This is a genomic window from Corynebacterium sp. ED61, assembly GCF_015233855.1.
In the GTDB taxonomy this organism is placed as follows: domain Bacteria; phylum Actinomycetota; class Actinomycetes; order Mycobacteriales; family Mycobacteriaceae; genus Corynebacterium; species Corynebacterium dentalis.
Genome location: NZ_JADGIT010000005.1, coordinates 145,328 through 165,643 on the forward strand (window position 1 = coordinate 145,328; position 20,316 = coordinate 165,643).

The window sequence follows — 20,316 nt, forward strand, 5'->3', positions numbered from 1 at the left end:
CCATGACCGCAGCGTCGCACCGCAATCAACCCGTGGACGTCAGCTGGGATGAGAACACCTCCCGGCTGTTCAACCTGGTGATCGCGCTGATCAACTCGTCCTCTCCGCGTTCGGTGGACTGGATCATCGCGAACGTAGCAGGTTATGACGCAGGCTCATCTGCCACCAACCGCAAGCGTTTCCACCGCGACCGCGCCTCTTTGCAGGCGTTCGGGGTGGTTCTTCGCAAGAGCACCGGCGAGGCTGCAGGCGCGCAAACAACGGAAGCGTGGAGCCTGGATTCCCAAGAGCTGTTCCTCCCGGAGCTGGACTTGAGCCAAGAGGAAGCCGACGCTCTGGCCGCAGCAGCCCGGTGGAACCAATCGGAATCGCTGTCTGGAGCTGCGAAGAGTGCCTATCACAAGCTCGCGGCCGCGGGCCTGCAACGTGGGTTGGGCGAATCAGTGGTTTCCTCCGTCCCGGACCATACGGAACTGGATCAAGCCTCCGTGGAGGCCATCTTCCGTGCGCTGGACAAGAGCCTGCGCCTGAGCTTCGATTACTACCCCTCACTGCTGCACGTGCCCACACGGCGCACTGTTGAGCCGTGGGCCTACGGCGCCGTGGACGGAAAGATCTACCTCACGGGCTTCGATCTCGACCGTGAGCAGCAGCGCACCTTCCGCCTATCCCGCATCGCGGACATGCAGGCCCTGCCGGAGTTCACCACCCACCCCGCGCCGAATCTACCCGCCGAGCAGTTGATCCTCCGCGGCCTGGAATCCGCTGGTTCCCGCATCACCGCGCGCCTGCGCTTTACCTCGAATTCCGGCGCCGAGGAACTGCGCGCCCTGACCGATGCGAGTGGTCAGATCGGCCCAGTGGACCGGAGCTGGTTGCTGCGCACAGCGGCAGCGTATGCGCCTGAGGTGGTCGTTGAGGAACCTTCGGATCTTGTCGACGACATCATCTCCCTGCTCCACGCAGTAGCCAACGAGCCAGGAGGCACCGACCAGTGAACCCCACGCAGAATTCCGCGGCCATCAGCAACGATGGAGCCGCCAGCACCCGCGCGGGCGAGCAGTTCGCACAGAGTATGAACGTGCTCAACTGGTTCCGTGCGCATCCCACGGGCACTTTCATGCAGGCATCCGAGCAGCTGGGTATTCCTGTGGCACAGATCAAGCACGAGCTCACCCAGCTATCGATGTGCGGCCTACCGGGTTATTTCCCCGGCTCACTCGTGGAAGTCTCACTGGATAAAACCTCGGCTCAGGTGAGGTTTTCCGCTGGCCTGGACCGGCCACTGGCGCTGACTCCGATGGAAGCCGGGGTGCTGCTGTTCAACTTGGAAGCGCTGCGCAGCACCCTGCCTGCAGACCAGCAAGCTCCTGTGAGATCCGCGTCAGACAAGATTCGCGCCCTGCTCGCCACGGCACGGGATCGCAGCTCTCTGGACGAAAAGTTGGATGGCGCGGGGTTGACGTCGGAAAAAGAAACCCAACACACCCCGCTGCCTGAACAGGAAGAAGCGGCCAATGAGCTGCTAAAACAGATCAACATGGCTGTGCGCGAGCGACAACTGGTGACCGCCGACTACCGCTCGCTGAGCAGCGACTCCACAACCCGCCGAACCATAAATCCGGATCACCTGGCAATTGTCAGCGGCCAGGCCTACCTGTGGGGCAGGGAAGAGGGACGCGAACAGCGCACCTATGCCCTGGAGCGCATGGACAACGTGCAGGTCGGCGAACCGGGGAGTGCCCCCGGTGCAGCGCAGGCACCACAGCTGCAAGAAGACGACCCATTCCAATTCGAAAACGCCGAATATTGGAGCACCCTGCGACTATCCCCAGAATTGGTTTGGATGCTGGAGTACTACCCAATGTGGCTGGTAGAAGATAAAGAGACACCGCTTGTCACCATCCCCGATACGGGGGCTTGGCTCGAGCGCTTCTGTATCGCTTATGGTCAGCACATTTCCGTCGTGGACCCAGAGGGGCTGCAGGAGAGGGTGCGTCACCGAGCCCAACGAGGGCTTCGGGCTTACAATAAATAGATACCCGCAGGACCCAGTACCGATCGTTCGCACAGAAACTCGTGCACACGGTGCTGGACTAAACACGAAAGGTGCCGCATGAACCTCGGCTGGCCAGAAATTCTCCTCATCGCTCTCGTTGTGTTCCTCCTCTTCGGAGCAACCCGACTTCCTAGCGCTGCACGTTCCTTGGGACGTTCCATGCGCATCTTCAAGTCCGAGATGGATGAAATGAAGACCGAAAAGGGTGGGAAGAACGCTGACACCGAGCAGCAGGCAATCCAGCAGCAGGATCCGATGCAGAACCAGGTGCAGAACTTCGGACAGGCTCCGCAGGAGCAGCCGGTTCAGCAGCCACAGCAGCAGGGCGTTGCTCAGCCAGTTCAGCAGCCACAGCAGAACCCAGGTCAGCAGAACTAAGCACCAACGCAGGATCACAGGCCGGGAAGATCGCCGATGACCACACCTCACTCCGCATCCGCTGCAGGCTCCGCGCAGCCCGCGGCGAAGTCCGCGGAGCGACGCTCAATCAAAGCACGGAAACCGCGCAAGCAGAAGTCCGTCGACGGAACGATGAGCATCGTCGAGCACATTCAAGAGCTCCGACGTCGCGTACTCATCGCGGTGCTAGCAATCGCTGCGGGAACCATTATTGGTTACATCTGGTACGGAACTAATATCGGACCGATCCCGTCACTGGGTGAGATCCTCAGAGCCCCATACTGCTCCTTGCCAGCTGATCAGCGATTCGGCGGTTCTTCTGGAGAATGTCGCCTTCTCGCCACCGGCCCATTTGAGATGTTCCTTCTTCGATTGAAGGTTGGTTCTCTCGCCGGTTTGGTCTTTTCCTCTCCAGTCTGGCTGGGACAGATCTGGGGATTCGTCACTCCAGGCCTGAAGAAAAACGAGAAGAATTGGGCACTTGGAGTTTCCATCGTTGCAAGTACCTTGTTCACGATCGGCGCAGTTTTGGCCTACTTCGTTCTTTCGATGGGCTTGGAGTTCCTGCTCACGCTGGGCGACGAAGCTCAGATCGCAGCACTGAACGGTGAGCGCTACTTCAGTTTTGCCATTAGTTTGCTCCTCATTTTCGGAGTGAGCTTTGAAGTTCCACTTTTGACGGTGCTTCTCAACGCTGCGGGCGTAATTTCTTATAAACAGCTCAATGAAAAGCGCCGCTACATCATCGCGTTCCTCTTCATCTTTGCCGCGTTTATCACTCCTGGACAAGATCCATTCTCCATGGTGATTCTGGCATTGTCTTTGTGCGTCATGATGGAAATCGCCACCCAGATTGCCCGCGTGAATGACAGGCGCCGCGCCAAGCGCCGCGAGGAGTGGATGGACGTGGATGACGAATCATCGTCCTCCATCGATGCAGCTACTCCAATCGGTGGAGCGGGTTCTGTCCTCGATCCTGCCGAGCAGGTCACGGCTTCCTCCATCGACAATCCAGAGTCCTTAAAGAACCAATTCGGAGAACCAGTCACTGCCACGCCCGCGCCACGCAGTAGCAGTAGTGCCCGTCCGATGCAGCAGGACACGTATGGACGACGCAACGGACTAAATCTGCAATCCAACCAGCAAAACTCTCAAACGCCGAACAACGGGTCCCCACACAATGGACCAAATAATGGCCCAGACAGCGGGAACGGAACTGCACCCGGAGCAGCAGGCGGATTCTTCGACGACGTCCTCTAGCCGCGATACCCGCCGACTCGCGCGGGTAGGCTCGGGGACGATGACTGACCAGACACACACTGTTTATTCCCCAATCGTCGAGCAATTTCGCGCCGAGTATCCCTTCGGGCTCGATAAGTTCCAGCTAGACGCAGCTGAAGCCATTGCCCAAGGCAGGGGAGTGCTGGTGGGAGCCCCCACCGGAGCGGGCAAGACTGTCGTCGGTGAGTTCGCTGTCTACACCGCCTTCCACAACCAGGGCGCGTGCTTCTACACCACGCCCATCAAGGCACTGAGCAACCAGAAGTTCCACGACCTGGTTGCCCGCTACGGCGAGGAGAACGTCGGCCTGCTCACGGGCGACGTGACCGTAAACGGCGATGCTCCCATCGTCGTAATGACCACCGAAGTTCTCCGCAACATGATCTACGCGGATTCGGATCGCCTGCGCTCACTGACCCACGTGGTGATGGACGAGGTCCACTTCCTCGCAGACCCCTCCCGCGGGCCGGTGTGGGAAGAAGCGATCTTGAATCTGGACACTCGCGTCACCTTGGTTTCGCTCTCCGCCACAGTCTCCAATGTGGAGGAATTCGGCGGATGGCTGAGCACCATTCGCGGTGAAACGGACATCATTCTCACCGATAAGCGTCCCGTGCCGCTCAATCAGTTCATGATGGTCAGCAAGCAGATCATGCCGCTGTTTGATTCCACCGACGAGCACATCGGTTCCATCAACCGGGCAGTAGTAGCAGCGGCTGCAAAGCAGGAAGAGACCGGAAAGCGCCGCGGGCCGAAGCGCTCGGATGTGGTCACCCGCATGCACGCCGCCAACATGCTTCCCGCGATCTACTTCATCTTCTCCCGCGCCGGCTGCGATGGCGCGGTCAAGCAACTGCTCGTGGACAAGGTGGACTTCACCTCACCCGCAGAACGCGAAGAAATTTTGCGCACGGTCGATGAGGGCGTGGGCGGGCTGACCCCCGAAGACCTCGAGGTGCTGGGCTTCCGCCACTTCCGCCGCGCGCTGTCCCGCGGTTTCACCAGCCACCACGCAGGCATGCTCCCCGCATTCCGTCACATCGTGGAGGATCTGTTCTCCCGCGGTCTGCTCAAGGTCTGCTTCGCCACGGAAACCCTCGCGCTGGGCATCAACATGCCCGCACGTTCCGTGGTGCTGGAAAAGCTCATCAAGTTCAACGGTGAGGCACACGTTGATCTCACTCCCGGGCAGTACACGCAGCTCACCGGCCGTGCGGGCCGCCGTGGCATCGATACTGTCGGCAACGCCGTGGTGCTGTGGTCCCAAGGCATTGATCCATACGCAGTGGCTGGGCTGGCTTCCACCCGCACTTATCCGCTGAACTCTACGTTCCGCCCCGGCTACAACATGGCCGTCAATATGCTCGGCACCCAGGGATGGGAAAAGTCCCACCGCCTGCTGGACCGATCATTCGCCCAGTACCAAGCCAACGGTTCCGTGGTGGAACAAGCCGAAGCCGTAGAGCGCCGGCGACGCGAACTGGAACACCAGGCCAAGGAGCTGGCGGCGCTGATTCGCAGGGAACGCCCCACCCAGCCGGAAAAGGCGCAAGAGGATTTGGACCTTGCGGTGGAATACGCAGGTTTGCGTCGGGAATTGGCGCAGGAGGAACGCCGGGCCAAGCAGCACGCGGGCAGCCAGCGCCAACAAGAAACAGTGACACTGTTCCAGGGGCTGCGACCGGGTGATGTCATCGCGCTTCCCACCGGCCGCGATCCACTGACGGCCGTGGTAGTCCGCGCTGATTCCTCGCCGCGGCACCCGCGCCCAACCGTGGTGACGGAGGAGGCGTGGGTCGAGCGACTGACCCCGGATATGTTCAGCAACGCACCGGTGCATATCGGCCACATGAAGCTGCACAAGGGCGTGGGCCGCAACCCCAAGCGCCAGGCGCGTTCGGTGGCCGCCAATCTCCGCCGCATGCACTTCGATCAGAAGCCAACCAAGCTCAAGCCAAAGGCTAAGGGCGGTTCGGCGCAGGCGACGTCGCTGCGCATGCAGGTGCAGGATCATCCCGTTCACGCGTGGGATTCTCGGGAGAACATTTCCCGCTCGGCGATTCAGTACATCAAGGCGGAACGTCGTTTGGAGTTTGAGCAGGGGACTGTCACCACCACGGGAGAGAGTCTCGCGGCACAGTTCAATCGCATCGTGGCGCTGCTGGAAGAACTGGACTACGTGGAAACCAGCATCGATGAAAGCGGCACGAAGCACGCCGATATCACCATCGAGGGCGAGCGCCTGGCGCGCATTCACCACGAATCTGACCTACTGGTGGCGCAGTGCTTGCGCCGCGGGATCTGGGATGATCTGGATCCGGCAGAACTAGCCGCGGTGGCCAGCGTGGTGGTCTTCGAGAACCGACGCGAAACCGGCGAGGAGATGGAGGTTCCCTCCGAACCCCTGGCCGAGGCGATCGACCACACTATCCGCATCTACACCGAGCTCAGCTCCGATGAGCAACGCCACAACATCCCCATCACCAGGATGCCGGAACTCGGCTTCGCCACCGCCCTGCATCAGTGGACGGCAGGCGCACCGCTGGACTATTGCCTGCGTGCTGCGGAGGCTTCCGGCGCCTCGCTAACGCCGGGCGACTTCGTCCGTTGGTGCCGCCGCGTCATCGATCTGCTGGATCAGATTCGCAACACCGCCTACTCGGACCGGGTGAAGACCACCAGCCGCAAGGCAGTGAAGGCGATCAACCGCTCTGTCGTGGCGTTGGAGGCCTAAGGGTTTTCGCCCGCCTACACTGGTTCGGGTGAATGATCGCATTGCTGAACCCAATCCCTCCGCAATCAACTCCGCCACGTCCGGCTCACGCGGCCCTCGCACCATCGCCATCTTCGGTGCGAACAGCGAGATCGGTGCCGAGATCGCCCAGCTGCTCGCGCCCGGCAACCGCCTGGTGCTGGCTGGTCGTCGCTTGGAGGACCTGAAGTCCCAGGCGTCGCGTCTTCGTAGCGCGGGTGCGGTGGATGTTCGTTATGTGTTCTTCGACGCCACCTCTACCCACACCCACGCCGAGATCATCGAAGAAATTGAAGCCGAGGGAAAGATTGATACGGCCCTAGCGATGTTCGGCGTACTTGGGGATCAAGAAAAAGCTGAGCGCAGTGGGGAAGAGGTGCACAAGATTCTGCACACGGACTTCACTGCGCAGGCGGTGCTGCTGACGGAGCTGACGCACCACATGAAGCAGCGGAGGCGTGGCACGGTGGTGGCGTTTTCTTCCATCGCCGGGGCACGAGTTCGCCGCCCCAACTATGTTTATGGTTCCGCTAAGGCAGGGCTGGACGGCTTCTGCCAGGGAATGCAGGATGCGTTGGTGGGCACCGGTGTGCGATTGCTGGTAGTCCGCCCAGGTTTTGTCATCGGCAGAATGACCGAGGGGATGGATCCGGCACCGCTTTCGACCACTCCGATCAAGGTGGCGCGAGCCACGGTGGATGCCATTAATAGCGAAAGCGCCCAGGACGTGTGGATCCCAGGCACTTTGCGGCAGCTGGCCGCAGTGATGCAGATCGTGCCGCGCTGGTTGTGGCGGCGCGCGCCGCGTTAAACGCCGGCGATGTTGTAAATCAGGGTGCGCAGTACGCCGTAGAGGAACGCTCCTGCGGTAGCTGCAGCGATTCCGCCGAAGATGATCACGGCGGCCTTCTCAGCTGGGGAGTAGCTTTCGAAGCCTTCCCCCTCAGACTTTTCGAAGAACCAAGATCCCTCAGTGTCACCCTCACTGCTGCCTTCAAGGCCCGGGTCAGTGGATCCATCTGCCGCATCGGCCTCCGCTGCGTACGCGGTGACCTGCTCCGCCTGGGCGGGAGCGACTACGGTGAAGGACAGTGCCGCGACGGTGGCTGCTACCAGTGCGTTTTTGCGAGTGCGCATCCTGAAAAATCCATTCTCTAAAGTTCGTTATTATTTTGTTATAGAAGCTTCGTCTAACCTAGCGCGCCCCCGTCGGCATTTCAAAGGAAGTGGCGCAGACTAGTGTGGAAGCATCACCCCCTTAAAGCTTTTAGGAGTTCGCACCATGCCATTGTTCGCGGCGGCCTACCTCATCGTTGAGGTCATCGCATTTATCCTGCTCGGGATGTGGATCGGCTTCGGCTGGGCATTGCTGGCCATCATCGGTCTGTTCGTGGCGGGTCTGGCCATCGCTAGCTGGCAGTTCCGCGCACTCACTCAACGCGCCACGCAGCAGGCGGAGCACCCAGAAGGTGGTCATCCGGGCCGCTTGACCGGCGACCTCGCCCTGACGTTCGTCGGTTCTCTGCTGGTCGCGGTGCCCGGCGTGGTGAGCTCCCTGGCAGGCATTTTCTTCCTGCTGCCGCCCACCCGCGCGCTGATCCGCAAGGGCATTGGCGCCGGCGCCCGAGCTGCGTTGGCCCGTTTCGCGGATTCCACTTTCACCAGTGTTTATGGCGTGGCCCGCCCGGGAAGCAAGGCGGACCGTCGCGAACAGCGTTCCTCACAGCCGCAAGGTTGGGGAGAGGTCATCGATCACCGCGAGGGCGAGTCCCACCGTCCCGAGTCCCCTGAGGATCCCCACAACAACGGCGGAACGCACCAGTGATTCGTCTGCTCCTGGCCGGATTTTCCGGCCTCATGCTTTTCGCGTCTTTCCAGCCCACCGGCCTGTGGTGGGCTGCTCCTTTGGGTATGGCGCTGTTCTTCGGCGCGGTCACGCCGCGTAACGCTATCTTCGCTGCGTGGCTGCAAGGTCTGGTTCTCTACCTCCTGCTTTTGCCCTGGGTTGGCGAGTTCGTGGGCTGGTATGCATGGATCGCTTTGGCTGCGGTTCAGTCGCTATATTCGCTGGCTTTTGGCGTGGGCCTGCGCTACTTGTACCGCTCGCCGGCCCTCGGTACCACGACGACCAACATCGTCGTCTCGGGTATTGCCACCGCCGCGTGGTTCGTGGCCACGGAGTTGCTGCGCGCTGCCTGGCCTTTCGGCGGGTTTCCCTGGGCCCGGTTGGCATGGGGGCAGATCGGCGGTCCTTTGGCCTGGTGGATTCGCCTCGGTGGCCCCGCGTTGGTCACCTTCGTGACGGTACTTTCTGGCGCAGCGCTGGCATGGTTGTTCTGGACCGTTGTGGCTGGTCGTTTTCCTTTTTTCCGACGCCAACTCCGCCCTGTTCAGCAGGCCTCTTTGCTGCTGCCTTCCGCGATCACGCTTATCGTGACCGTGGCTGTGGGATTGGTGCTCAGCCAGACCGCACAGATTAATCCTTGGGATGAAAACGGGGGCAAAACTCCCACTGTGCGCGTGGCCGCCATCCAAGGCAATGTTCCTCGGTTGGGCCTGGATTTCGCTTCCCAACACCGGGCCGTTCTGGATAATCATGCGCGCCAGACACACAAGCTGGCGGAAGCGGTGGAAAGGGGAGAGCAGCCCCAGCCAGACATCGTGATCTGGCCGGAAAACGCCTCTGACGTGAATCCCATCACCAGCCAGGATGCTGCCCAGATCATCGGTGACGCGGTAGCCGCGATCCATGCGCCAATCTTGTTGGGAACAGTTACCCCAGAGCACAACCGCATGGTGGTGTGGACGGGACAGGGACCGATGGACACTCACGATAAGCGCTTCCTGCAGCCCTTCGGTGAATACATGCCGCTGCGGGATCTGCTCCGCAAGATCACCCCGCTGGTGGATCGCGCTGGAAACTTCCAGCCGGGGCAGGGCAACGGTCTGGTACACGTGCAGACCACCTCCGAGCAGGCACACGGCGGCGATATACCCGTGGGCATCGCCACCTGTTACGAGATCAGCTTCGACGATGCGTTCCGCACCTCCGTGCGCGATGGCGCTCAATTGCTGACCACTCCCACCAACAACGCGACCTTCGGTTTTACGGACATGACCTACCAGCAACTGGCGATGAGCCGGATGCGAGCCATCGAATACGATCGCTCACTCGTGGTAGCCGCGACTTCCGGTGTCTCCGCGATAGTGCAGCCGGACGGATCCGTCGGCCAGCAGACGCACATCTTCGAAGCAGATTCGCTCAGCGCGGAGCTCCCGCTTCACCAGAACCTCACTGTGTCTGCTCGCATCGGCCCCTGGGTGGAATGGGTGCTCGCAGCAGCTGGTCTGCTCTGTGTTCTGGTGGGCATAATGGCGCGTCCGCGGGAAGTGACGTCGGGAAGAAATGTGCCCGCTAAGAAAAACAATAAGAACAAGAAGGCCAATTCGGGTGTCCGTCAGCGCACAACCCGGAAGAAGTAATTAGTATCGTTACGGTATTGGGTCATCACACCCGCTAAGAAAGGTTGCACATAGACATGGCGAAACTCAGCGAAAAGACGCTGGTTATCATTCCGACGTTCAACGAACTCGAGAATCTGCCTCTCATCATCGACCGCCTGCTCACCGCAGAGCCAGAGCGCGTCAACGTGCTGGTGGTCGACGATTCCAGCCCGGACGGCACCGGAGACAAGGCCGAGGAACTGGCGGCCAACGACGACCGCATCCATGTCATGCACCGCGAAGGCAAGGGTGGCCTGGCAGGCGCCTATGTTGCTGGCTTCAAGTGGGGCTTGGAGCGCGACTACGAAATCCTTTGTGAAATGGATGCCGACGGCTCCCACGCGCCCGAGCAGCTCCATCTGCTTCTGGACCGCATCGATAACGGCGCTGAGATGGTTCTGGGTTCCCGCTACGTGCGTGGCGGCAAGACCGTGAACTGGCCAGTTAGCCGCCAGCTTCTGTCCCGCGGTGGCAACATCTACTCCTCGCTGGCGCTGGGCGCCGGGTTGTCCGATATCACCGGTGGCTACCGCGCGTACCGCCGCGATGTACTGGAAGAGATTGATCTGGACACTTTGGGTGTCGCGGGCTACGTCTTCCAGGTGGACTTGGCTTTCCGCGCTGTGGAGCTGGGCTTCGACGTGCGCGAGGTTCCTATCACCTTCACCGAGCGTGAGCTGGGCGAGTCCAAGATGAGCGGCAACATTGTCACCGAGGCAATGTTGCAGGTCACTAAGTGGGGAGTGGCTCACCGCTATGACCAGGTGAAGAACTTGGTGACGGAGTTCTCCCGTATTGGCACGGGCACCGTGAAGAATATGTTCACCAAGTAGCTTTTCGCGCTACGGCCATGCGAAAGGCCGGCCGCCACGTTTATTCGTGGTGCCCGGCCTTCGTGCTTGTCAGCGAACCTGCAACGCCTAAGGCTTTAGGCGTTCTTGGCTGCTTCCTGCTCCTTCATGAGCTTCACGGCATTGCGACGGCGCTTGCGGAGCAACTCCACGCGCTCTTCCAGCAGCACGTCCAGCTCTTCGAGGGAGCGACGCTCACGCAGCATGTCCCAGTGGGTGCGGGGAGGCTTTACCGGCTTGGACTCCTGTCCATCGCCCTCCATGAGAGTGCCCGGCTGGCCGTTCTTGCACATCCACTCGTTAGGGATTTCTGCATCGTCGGCAAACGGCACCTCAAAGACCTCACCGCTATCGGTTTGGTACTTCACCATGCGGCGAGGTGCCAGGTCATGGTCGCGATCCGTCTCATAAGAAACCGCGCCCATTCGGCTGCCACGCAATACGCGATCTGCCATTTATGCCTCACTCCTCAAATAGATTATTCACAATCTGACCGTAAACCACTTCATCTTACCCGGAAACTGTAGGGATAGATGCCTCAAGGAGGATTCGGTCACCATGAACTCAACGAACCAGCACTAGGATTTGTTCCCATGAGCTCCGCTACTTCCCGCACCCGCCCACAGCATTGCCACTGGTGCGGCCGCGAGCTGGGAGAAAGCGGCACGGGTAGGCCACGGAAGTACTGCTCGCCATCGTGCAAACAGCGCGCCTACGAACAGCGGAAAAACTTGACCGGAACGGGCATTCCCGCCGATGCCGTGATTTACTCCGCCAGCTCCGCGAACCAACTTTTGGACGAACTCTTCGAGCTCCGATGCGCTGCGGAAGATATCCAGACTGCCGTTTCGGAAGGCGAGGATGCAGCCTCGATATCCGAGCTGGCCACAGAGCTGGTGGACATCGCCCGGCGCATCGAGAAGCTACGTGGCCAAGCGGAATGATTCACTGACCGTTCGCAGCGCTCAGCCACACTCCGCACCGCATACACTGCCGGGTTAGAGAATCTGCGACGGAGGGCTAGGCTGATATTTATGCGTAAGGGAATCATCACGCTCGGTGTCATCGGCATCATTGCCAGTCTGCTTTTCGCCTTCGGTCCGCTCGCGTACCGCGTGCTCAACGATAAGGGCCTGCAGACCGCAAACCTGGCCAACGGTGGCGAGCCAGCCAGCATCGGCATGGATGGCACCTGGTTCACGGTAGAGGGCTACGGTTCCAACAGCACGCAGGCGGGATATACCTTCTTCGAGAAACTCCCTGCGGAAGACAAGACCACCTCCGGCCGCGCAGACAACCACGATGGCGAAAGCGTGCATGGCGAGCTGCGCGTAGAAAATGACACGCTGGTGGAGGGCACGGTCAAGGTAGACGTGGGCGATATCAGCTCGGACAACCAGCGCCGCGATGTCAACGTCCGCCGGGACATCCTGCACACTGATTCCTACCCAACCGCCGAGTTCACCGTCACCAAACCAGCGGACTTGTCCCACCTGCCTAGCGACGGCACCGTCGGCACCGTGAAAGTCACAGGAGACCTCACGCTGCACGGCAAAACCAAAGAAATCACCACCGAGCTCACCGCCCTGCGCACCGCGGAGAGCGTGATCATCGAGGGCAATGTCCCGGTCAAGCGCAGCGACTTCGATATCGAAGCCGGGGAATTCGTGGCCGCTGTCATCGACGATGAGGGCACCATCGATCTCCTCTTGGTCTTCCAGAAGCGCGGCTAGCGCAGCAATTTACGCGGTCGTTCACGCCCCCAATCTCCGCAGATAGCCAGCCTTCCCACCCGCCGCAGTGACGGGCGTTTAAGCTAGATCTATGTCCCCGCAAATGGTTTTCTATTCCCGCATCATGCGTAGCGTGGTGCTCGCGTTTTTCATCGGATTTCTGCTGATCACCGCTAGCAACTGGGTGAACTACCTGTTTGCCGCAGTGTGTGGTCTGTTTCTCGCGGTGACCGTCTTCCAGCTGTGGACCACCCACCAGAGGGATAACCAGTAATGAGCCCGGCTGCTCAGAAACCGCTGAAGTCTGTCGTCGAAACGGAAAAGATGGACGAGGTCCGCGACTGGCTGGACGGCAAGCCCTCGGTGATTATCGCCGAGGAACTGCACCGCCTCACGCCCGCGCAGATGGCGGTTGCGTTCCGTGTGCTGCCGAAGGATCGGGCGCTGCACGTCTTTGAATACATGGACCCTCCGGTGCAGGCGGAGTTGCTCTCTGGCCTGGTGGAGGGGGAGACGGCGAGCATGTTGCGGTCACTGGCGCCAGATGATCAGGCGGAGTTGCTGGATGAGATTCCGGCCAAAGTCGCGGCGCGTCTCATGGAGGGTCTGCCCGCCAGCGAGCGGAGTTTCGTTTCGGATTTGTTGGGTTACCCTGCGGAGTCGGCGGGGCGTCTTATGGTTCCGACGCCAACAGTTCTCGCCCCAGCTGCGACCCGAGAAGAAGCGCTTGACAAGATTCAGCGCAACGCACAGGCGCAATCTTCGGCGGATGACCATCACGATTCCACGGTGATCGATTCCGATATCGCGGTGGTTCCGGTGGCGGATAATTCTCGCCGTCTGTTGGGCACGGTGTCACTGTCCGCAGTGGTTGCGGCTCCCACGGGAACGCAGATCGAGCAGATCATGCACCGGGAGAAATTCCAGGTCAAGGCATCCGAGGACCAGGAGGTCGCGGCACGCCTGATGCAGGAAGCTGACTTGCTGGCGCTGCCGGTGGTAGACGACGAAGAGCGGATTCTGGGCTTGATCACCGTCGACGATGCCATGGAGGTCCTGGAGTTCGAGGCCACCGAGGATGCGTACCGTTCCGGCGGTTCGGAGCCGCTGAAGGAGCCGTACCTGAAGGCAACGGTGCTCACGCTGGCGAGGAAGCGCGGCACGTGGTTAGTACTGCTGATTCTCGCGGCTTTTCTGACCATCAATGTGATGGAGTTTTTCGAATCCACGCTGGAGGCGGTGGTGGTTTTGAGCGTGTTCGTGCCGATGATCATCGGTACGGGCGGCAACGCTGGCGCTCAGGCTGCTAGTTCGGTGGTGCGCGCACTGGCCGTCAACGAGGTACGGCCCAGCGACGTGGCACGGGTGATTTGGCGCGAAATCCGCGTGGGCTTCCTCCTGGGAATGTTCCTTGGCGTGGTGATTTTTCCGGTCATTTTCTGGATCTATGCCCTGCCAGTGGCTTCCACAATCTCCATCACCATCGTGGCCATTTGTACCTGGGCATGCATCGTGGGCGGCGTGTTGCCGTTGTTGGCACGGAAGTTGGGCGTAGATCCCGCGGTCTTTTCGACGCCAGTCGTGTCTACTTTGGTGGATGCCACCGGCCTGGTTATTTACTTCACGGTCGCCGGGACGATCATGGCGGATCAGATCGCCGCGGCGACGGGGTAGTAGGCGACAGGGTAGTGGCTAGCAGGGGTCGCTGAAGTCTCCGGAATTGTTCAGCGCGCGGCGTTTTATGAAACAGAGCTAATTAGCCAAGGTTGCGGGTAGCAACCATTAACTCAGCTAATTCCTTGGAGGATTGCGGATTCTGGCCCGTGTAGAGGTTTCCGTCCTGAACCACGTTGGAACGCAGCGGGAATCCCTTGCTGTAGGAAAGACCGGCTTCCTTCAGTTTGTCTTCGAGGTACCACTTGGCCTTCCATCCGAACGGGTTGATGCGCTCTTCGACGTTCGACAGGCCGGTAACCTTGCGTCCGGCGAACGGGGTATTGCCCTGCTCATCGACTGTTGCTAGCAGTGCCGCAGGGGAATGGCACAGAAGTCCCAGCTGGCCACCTGAAGCGAGCTGGTCAATGAGAATCTTGCCAGAAGCCTTATCTACGGAGAGGTCTTCCATCGGTCCGTGTCCACCTGGGTAAAACACCCCGTCAAAGTCATCTGCACTCAATTCATGCAGGTCAGCGGCATTTTCTAAGGCTGGCTTGAGTTCTTCGAGCCGTTCCTTCATCTTCTTCGCCGTGGATGGAAGTACGCCACCGGAAACCTTCAAGCTCAGCTGATCCACGACAGGAGTTTTGCCACCAGGTGTAGCGATGGTGATCTCATATCCTGCGTCGGAAAAAAATATCATGAGGAACCACAAATTCCTCCGCCCAGAAACCGGTGGGATGCTCGGTGCCATCCTTGAGGGTCCAGTGATCGGCGGCGGTGAGTGCGATCAAGATTTTCGTCATGGTGAGAAGCTCCTTGAATGTTTGTGGGTTCTTGTGGTGAACGGTGTGTAGCTCGGTGGTTCGCCGACCACCAACCATTTATACACGCGTGATGGAAAGCTATGGGATGGTCGATTGCTCGCCCCGAATACGGACGTCGTTTCGTCACACGTGACGAAACTAAGGTGAGCAATTGGCCACGCAAATAGGGAGGCTGGTGGCCAATATCAGCGCCCGGTGGCCTCCCGGGCGGCTTTCCATTTTCAACGCCAGGCTCATCTCAGTTGAGCTTTGAGCCAGGTGGGCAGATTTCCACAGTGAGCTCTAGAGAGAATCTCGATCTGTTTGACCGTTAAGTAGTTTGAGTGGCCGGAAATACGTAGTGCGTCTTAGATCATCGACAAGTCGATAGAGAAGCCAGGTGGTGCTCAGGGCACACAGTAGTGAGCATGCCCAATGTCGCCGAACCGGACATAAGGCGCATCCGCCACACGGCAGAAACGCCAAGCAACTCACTGTGCACCACTTTCTCCACCTAAGGTCACAAATAGCCGATAATATACATTATGACACTTTAGCTTTTGAAGGCCTGCCCTGGGCTTTCGCATTGCGGGCGAACTCAAGGCAACTTCAAGGTGTGGCGAATGCTCAACTACACTCTTTGAGTGATGTAAATTATATGGGCTAAGGTTATATAACCAGAGCTATGACGAGCCTCAATCTGCAGGAGACTACATATGTCCAACGATGATGCCAAGGGTCAGCCACTCAAGCTGAACCCGGCAGTCGCCCAGGCGCCGGGTGCGCCATCGGCGCCAGCACCGGCGGCCAATGCCCCGGCACCTAGTAACCCCGAGCCAGCTGAGGCCGCTCAGGCCCCTGAGGCTCCTCAAGCGCCTGCCGCTGAGTCCACTACTAACGAGTCCGCAGCGGAAGCACCTACCGCTGCGGCCACCAATGGCGGTGGCCCGCTGAAGCTTGGCGCCCCAAGCGCCCCAAGCGCTCCAGGTGCACCGGGAGCTCCTGGTGCACCTGCTGCCCCGGCTGCTTCTGCACCGTCTGCACCAGCGGCTTCCGAGGGAGCATCCGCTCCTGGAGCTCCTTCTGCTCCGGCTGCGCCAAAGGCACCGTCCGCACCGGGTGCTCCATCTGCTCCTGGCGCACCGGGCGCTCCGCCCGCCCCAGCTGCAGGCGCCCCTTCCGCACCGGGTGCTCCCGGTGCCCCTAAGGCTCCTTCTGCCCCAGGTGCACCTTCTGCTCCGGGCGCTCCCGGCGCCCCAGCTGCAGGCGCTCCTTCTGCTCCATCCGCACCAGGCGCTCCAGCGGCTGGCGCTCCCGCTGCAGGTGGCAAGGCTCCTGTTCAGCAGGCCGCCCAGAACAAGCCAAAGGAAAAGCCGAAGAAGAAGCGCGAGCCAGTTGTCATTGGCGATCGTACCCTCGGCCAATGGGGCAAGATCGCTGGCATCACCATCGCCGGTGTCGTGGTCCTCGCGGCCATCGTCATCTTCGGCGCTCGCTGGCTCACCGGCCTGGACTCCGTGTCCAGCTGGATGGACAAGTACCCAGGCGAGTACCACTTGCCTGACTTCGTGGAGCCCGGTTTCCCTTGGTGGGCACGCTGGACCCACTTCTTGAACTTCTTCTTCATGGCCCTGATCATCCAGTCCGGTCTGCGCGTGCGTCAGCAGCAGAAGCCACCGGCTGTGTGGCAGCCAAAGAAGGGCGGCAAGAAGATCAGCATCAACCTCTGGCTACACACCTCCTTGGATATCCTGTGGATCGTCAACGGCGTGCTATTCATCGTGATGCTCTTCGTCAGCGGCCACTGGGCACGCATCATCCCTACCAGCTGGGAAGTCTTCCCGAACGCTCTGTCCGCGGCACTGCAGTACGCATCCATGGATTGGCCAGCGGAGAACGGCTGGGTTAACTACAACAGCTTGCAGCAGCTCACCTACGGCATCGTCGTGTTCATCGCCGCTCCTCTGGCGATCATCACCGGCCTGCGTATGAGCGAGTGGTGGCCAAAGAAGGCAGACAAGCTGAACAAGATCTACCCAGCTCCACTGGCTCGTAAGATCCACTTCCCCACCATGCTGTTCTTCGTTGTCTTCATCATCGGTCACGTTTTCTTGGTTGTTACCACCGGCATGCTGAAAAACCTGAACCACATGTTCGCTGGCACTCCGGCTGAGGGCTGGGGTGGCTTCCTGTGGGCCGTCGGCGCTCTGTTGATCACCATCGGCGCGCTGTTCGCAACACGTCCACTGCTGATCGCCCCTGTTGCTTCCAAGTTCGGTACCGTCAGCCCTCGTTAAGCTCTGATCGAGTCCGGCTAGATGCCCATCGCTTCATGGCGGTGGGCATTTTCTTTTGCCCGACGCCAAACTCCCCCGCCTCTCCCACCGTTGTCCCCGCTTAGCACAACGATCCCCCGGAAGTGCCACGACGCTTTCCGCGACCTGGGAAAATGCAAACTGGGTGGCACTTCCGGGGGATCATTGTGCATATGCAGCCCAGAGAAGGCGCCAAAACTAGCAGGCACCAGGCCAATGGGGCACCGGACCAAGCAGGCGCCCATCCAAACAGTCACCTGAGCAGGCACCGGCCCAACCCGGCACCGGCATAAACAAAAAGGGCCTGGGCTCCGATAAAGGATCGGAGCCCAGGCCCTGCACAAGCTAGCGCTGACTAGCGCTGCAGCTAGTAAGAAGTCTTAGCGGCGTCGGAGTTGGCGTCGGACGAAGAATCTTCGTCTTCTTCGCTGGAATCATCGTCGCACACCTCAGCCTCAATGACCTCGCCGGTGTTGTCCATATCGGACTCCTCCAGCTTGGAGGATAGGGTCTTGTGATCCTCCTCGGTGAAGTCCTCTTCAGGATTCTCACGCTTTTCCACGAGGGAGTGGATCTCCTCGCGCAGCAGACCTTCCTTCTTGATCATTTCGCGGTTCTTGATCCACCACGCCACCAACACGCCGATGGTCAGGATGCCCACGTAACCAATCACTGGGTAGACGTAGGTCATCAGAGCCTCGAATCCCACGAAGCTGATACCGAAGCCCACCACACAGGTGACCAGGAAGACCGGCGCGTACTTGCCCGGGCTTTTGGCAGTCAGACGACGGCCCAGAGCGTAGAACATGCCGATGCACGTGTTGTAGATCAACCCGTAGATGACCCACACCATGATGCTTGCCAGGATCGGGTGGATCGTGTCAAACATGGACAGCATTGGCACGTCAGAGCCTTCAACCTTGTCCATGTTCAGCAGCAAAGTCACAGCGGACATCAACAGCATGACTGTGTAGAGCAGGCCACCCATGAGGCCACCCAAGCCCACCTCGCGTGGGTTTGCGGTGCTACCACCGATAACCAAGCACATGGACACGCCCAGGACCAGCGCCAGACCGTTGTAGTTCAACGCGGACAGAATCCATGGCTTAACCGGAGACTCTTGCTGCTGAGCCAACTCGCTCAGGGACCCCAAGTCAGCTGGGAAGTTCACCAGCGAGTAGATAAATGCACCGATGACAGCGATGATGATGAACGGCGTGATGAAAGAGATGATGCTGGACACCTTGTCCACATCCATCAGGCCGGTGAACATCACGATGCCCACCATGACCAGCGAGCCGATCCATGCCGGCCATCCGAACTGCTGGTCCAGCGTTGAACCTGCACCGGCGATCATCACCACACCGACGGTGAACATGGTAAAGGTGACGGCGAAGTCCAAGAACTTGGACACGATGGGGTGCGTCAGGTTGTTGAACACGAACTTGTGCTCACGAGCCAGGAAGTAACTGCCCAGCTGCAAGATGACGGCGCCTGCTCCGGCCATCACGATGCCAGCGATCACTGCGCCGGCGATTCCCAAATAGCCGAATGATACAAAGTACTGAATGACTTCCTTACCTGTGGCAAATCCGGCGCCTACCAACAGGCCCACGAATGCCAAGGCGATTTTCATCGAGCGTACGAACGACACTACGAAGTCTCCATTTCCTATGAGTTATGAAACTTAGTTATGAAACCTTGTCTATTTTTCTCCAGTCGTGCATGTTATAGCACTGGCCTGAATTCTTCCGATAAGGCTCACTGGCTAGTCACTCACTATTAGCGATCCTGCAGCCAGCCCCATTGCTGCTTCCACGCATGCTCCCCTCCCGCGCCAATTCCCGAGTTGCCCTAATATCTTGTTCATGGCCATCTCTGACTTCGCGCGCGCCGTGGAAAAACGCATCAATAGCGCTGGTATCAGCTATACCGAGCGGGCGGGGTGGCATCCCAGCCTCGCGGGTTACTACGGCTACGGCGATGTGGACAAGGTTCGCGTTTTCGCCCGCGTCATGATGAAGGCCCCGGATCGCGAGAATATCCTGCCGCGCCGCGGGTTCCGCCAGTTCTTCACCATCCAAGTTGGCGATCATCCCGTGACCATTCAGGCTGGTAACGAGACCGTTAATACTCATACCAACAGTGGCGGCTACGTGGATTTCCCGGTGAAGAACCACGGCTTGGAACCCGGCTGGCAGACGGTGCGGATCGAGGCTGAGGGCGCCGAGCCCGTGGATGCCGAGGTGCTGATCTTGGAACCGGGCACGCGGTTCGGTGTGGTCTCAGATATCGATGACACGATCCTGGTCACGATGCTCCCCCGCGCCGTGACCGCGGCGTATAACTCGTGGTTTGTCCGCACCAATGCGCGTAAGCCGGTGCCAGGCATGACGGAATTTTATGAGACGATTCTCGACGAGCACCCGGAAATTCCTTTCTTCTATCTCTCCACGGGCGCATGGAATACGTTTCATTCTTTGGTGAATTTCATTGCCAAGCACGCTTTGCCCAAGGGGCCGATGTTGCTCACGGACTGGGGACCTTCGCAGACGAGTATGTTCCGCTCTGGTCAGGAGCATAAGCGCGTGCAGCTGCGTAATTTGGTGATTGATTTCCCAAATATCACGTGGATTCTGGTGGGCGATGATGGGCAGCACGATCCGTTTATTTACGGCAATTTCGCCGAGGAGCACCCGGATCGGGTGGCCGCGCTGGCTATTCGTCAGCTCTCTCCAAGTGAGCACGTTTTGGCGCACGGAACGGCCGCTCCTTTGGGTGAGGTGTTGCACCGCGGCATGGTGCCGACGATCGCCGGCGCGGATGGTTTTGATTTGCGCAAGCAGTGGGTGGCGATGGATGAGATTCGTCCGGGTGTGCTGCCTCACGCCTTTTCTTCCGACGCCAACCTCTCCTCCTAGCCCACTTCTCCCCTGGTTTTTCCGCTGAAGGCTTGCTAG

General features: G+C 59.8%; 18 protein-coding genes and 1 pseudogene. 15 read left to right on the forward strand and 4 right to left on the reverse strand.

The genetic code is table 11. The features are described from left to right. Window positions 1-2 precede the first annotated feature (2 nt). The 6 genes from IM764_RS07400 to IM764_RS07425 all read left to right on the forward strand — a co-directional run bounded on the left by IM764_RS07400 (window position 3) and on the right by IM764_RS07425 (window position 7,302). Window positions 3-998 (forward strand): YafY family protein, encoded by a 996-nt coding sequence (locus IM764_RS07400; protein ID WP_099298765.1) that lies wholly within the window; start codon window positions 3-5, stop codon window positions 996-998. Then, entirely contained in the window at window positions 995-2,038 is a 1,044-nt protein-coding gene (locus IM764_RS10545; protein ID WP_194187429.1) for a WYL domain-containing protein, read from the forward strand. The genes IM764_RS07400 and IM764_RS10545 overlap by 4 nt, the downstream gene beginning before the upstream one ends. A 78-nt stretch (window positions 2,039-2,116) precedes the next feature. Beyond that, window positions 2,117-2,437, forward strand: coding sequence for a Sec-independent protein translocase subunit TatA (tatA, locus tag IM764_RS07410; protein WP_099298767.1), 321 nt, complete (start codon window positions 2,117-2,119; stop codon window positions 2,435-2,437). A gap of 153 nt (window positions 2,438-2,590) precedes the next feature. After that, window positions 2,591-3,718, forward strand: coding sequence for a twin-arginine translocase subunit TatC (gene tatC, locus IM764_RS07415; protein ID WP_099298848.1), 1,128 nt, complete (start codon window positions 2,591-2,593; stop codon window positions 3,716-3,718). A gap of 40 nt (window positions 3,719-3,758) precedes the next feature. Then, window positions 3,759-6,473 (forward strand): RNA helicase, encoded by a 2,715-nt coding sequence (locus IM764_RS07420; protein WP_194187430.1) that lies wholly within the window; start codon window positions 3,759-3,761, stop codon window positions 6,471-6,473. Window positions 6,474-6,537: 64 nt separating this feature from the next. Further along, window positions 6,538-7,302, forward strand: coding sequence for an SDR family NAD(P)-dependent oxidoreductase (locus tag IM764_RS07425; protein WP_194187462.1), 765 nt, complete (start codon window positions 6,538-6,540; stop codon window positions 7,300-7,302). Here IM764_RS07425 and IM764_RS07430 read toward each other — a convergent pair. After that, the gene (locus tag IM764_RS07430; RefSeq protein ID WP_194187431.1) at window positions 7,299-7,628 is read right to left on the reverse strand and encodes a hypothetical protein; all 330 of its coding nucleotides are present in this window, start codon (window positions 7,626-7,628) and stop codon (window positions 7,299-7,301) included. The genes IM764_RS07425 and IM764_RS07430 overlap by 4 nt on opposite strands. A 145-nt stretch (window positions 7,629-7,773) precedes the next feature. Here IM764_RS07430 and IM764_RS07435 point away from each other — a divergent pair, with 145 nt between their 5' ends. The 3 genes from IM764_RS07435 to IM764_RS07445 are packed head-to-tail and all read left to right on the forward strand — an operon-like array spanning window position 7,774 to window position 10,828. After that, window positions 7,774-8,316, forward strand: coding sequence for an FxsA family protein (locus IM764_RS07435; RefSeq protein WP_194187432.1), 543 nt, complete (start codon window positions 7,774-7,776; stop codon window positions 8,314-8,316). 32 nt (window positions 8,317-8,348) lie between these two features. Beyond that, window positions 8,349-9,974, forward strand: coding sequence for an apolipoprotein N-acyltransferase (gene lnt / locus IM764_RS07440; protein ID WP_194187463.1), 1,626 nt, complete (start codon window positions 8,349-8,351; stop codon window positions 9,972-9,974). Between the two features lie 56 nt (window positions 9,975-10,030). Next, on the forward strand, window positions 10,031-10,828 hold the full coding sequence (locus tag IM764_RS07445; RefSeq protein ID WP_099298771.1) for a polyprenol monophosphomannose synthase: 798 nt from the start codon (window positions 10,031-10,033) through the stop codon (window positions 10,826-10,828). Between the two features lie 95 nt (window positions 10,829-10,923). Here the strand turns inward: IM764_RS07445 and IM764_RS07450 are convergent, their stop codons facing one another. Continuing rightward, window positions 10,924-11,301, reverse strand: coding sequence for an RNA polymerase-binding protein RbpA (locus tag IM764_RS07450; RefSeq protein WP_099298772.1), 378 nt, complete (start codon window positions 11,299-11,301; stop codon window positions 10,924-10,926). A gap of 138 nt (window positions 11,302-11,439) precedes the next feature. Between IM764_RS07450 and IM764_RS07455 the strand changes: the two genes are divergently transcribed. The 4 genes from IM764_RS07455 (at window position 11,440) to mgtE (ending at window position 14,253) form a co-directional block, all read left to right on the forward strand. Next, a complete protein-coding gene (locus tag IM764_RS07455) occupies window positions 11,440-11,790 on the forward strand; it encodes a hypothetical protein (protein WP_099298773.1) in 351 nt (116 codons plus the stop codon). A 90-nt stretch (window positions 11,791-11,880) separates the two neighbouring features. Further along, complete coding sequence (locus IM764_RS07460) at window positions 11,881-12,579, forward strand: YceI family protein (protein ID WP_194187433.1); 699 nt, start codon at window positions 11,881-11,883, stop codon at window positions 12,577-12,579. Between the two features lie 91 nt (window positions 12,580-12,670). After that, entirely contained in the window at window positions 12,671-12,853 is a 183-nt protein-coding gene (locus IM764_RS07465; protein WP_099298775.1) for a hypothetical protein, read from the forward strand. After that, entirely contained in the window at window positions 12,853-14,253 is a 1,401-nt protein-coding gene (gene mgtE / locus IM764_RS07470) for a magnesium transporter (RefSeq protein WP_099298776.1), read from the forward strand. Before IM764_RS07465 ends, mgtE begins: the two co-directional genes overlap by 1 nt. Before the next feature lie 82 nt (window positions 14,254-14,335). Here mgtE and IM764_RS07475 read toward each other — a convergent pair. Continuing rightward, window positions 14,336-15,041, reverse strand: a pseudogene (locus IM764_RS07475) (type 1 glutamine amidotransferase domain-containing protein). 716 nt (window positions 15,042-15,757) lie between these two features. Here IM764_RS07475 and IM764_RS07480 point away from each other — a divergent pair. After that, on the forward strand, window positions 15,758-17,338 hold the full coding sequence (locus IM764_RS07480) for a cytochrome b/b6 domain-containing protein (protein ID WP_194187434.1): 1,581 nt from the start codon (window positions 15,758-15,760) through the stop codon (window positions 17,336-17,338). Window positions 17,339-17,723: 385 nt separating this feature from the next. On the opposite strand, the gene IM764_RS07485 is transcribed toward IM764_RS07480, so the two are convergent. After that, window positions 17,724-19,010 carry a hypothetical protein gene (locus IM764_RS07485; protein ID WP_370551569.1) on the reverse strand — a complete coding sequence of 429 codons (1,287 nt, stop codon included), beginning with the start codon at window positions 19,008-19,010 and terminating at the stop codon, window positions 17,724-17,726. A 214-nt stretch (window positions 19,011-19,224) separates the two neighbouring features. On the opposite strand from IM764_RS07485, the gene IM764_RS07490 reads away from it, so the two are divergent. Further along, a complete protein-coding gene (locus IM764_RS07490; protein WP_194187435.1) occupies window positions 19,225-20,277 on the forward strand; it encodes an App1 family protein in 1,053 nt (350 codons plus the stop codon). The last annotated feature ends 39 nt before the right edge of the window (window positions 20,278-20,316 follow it).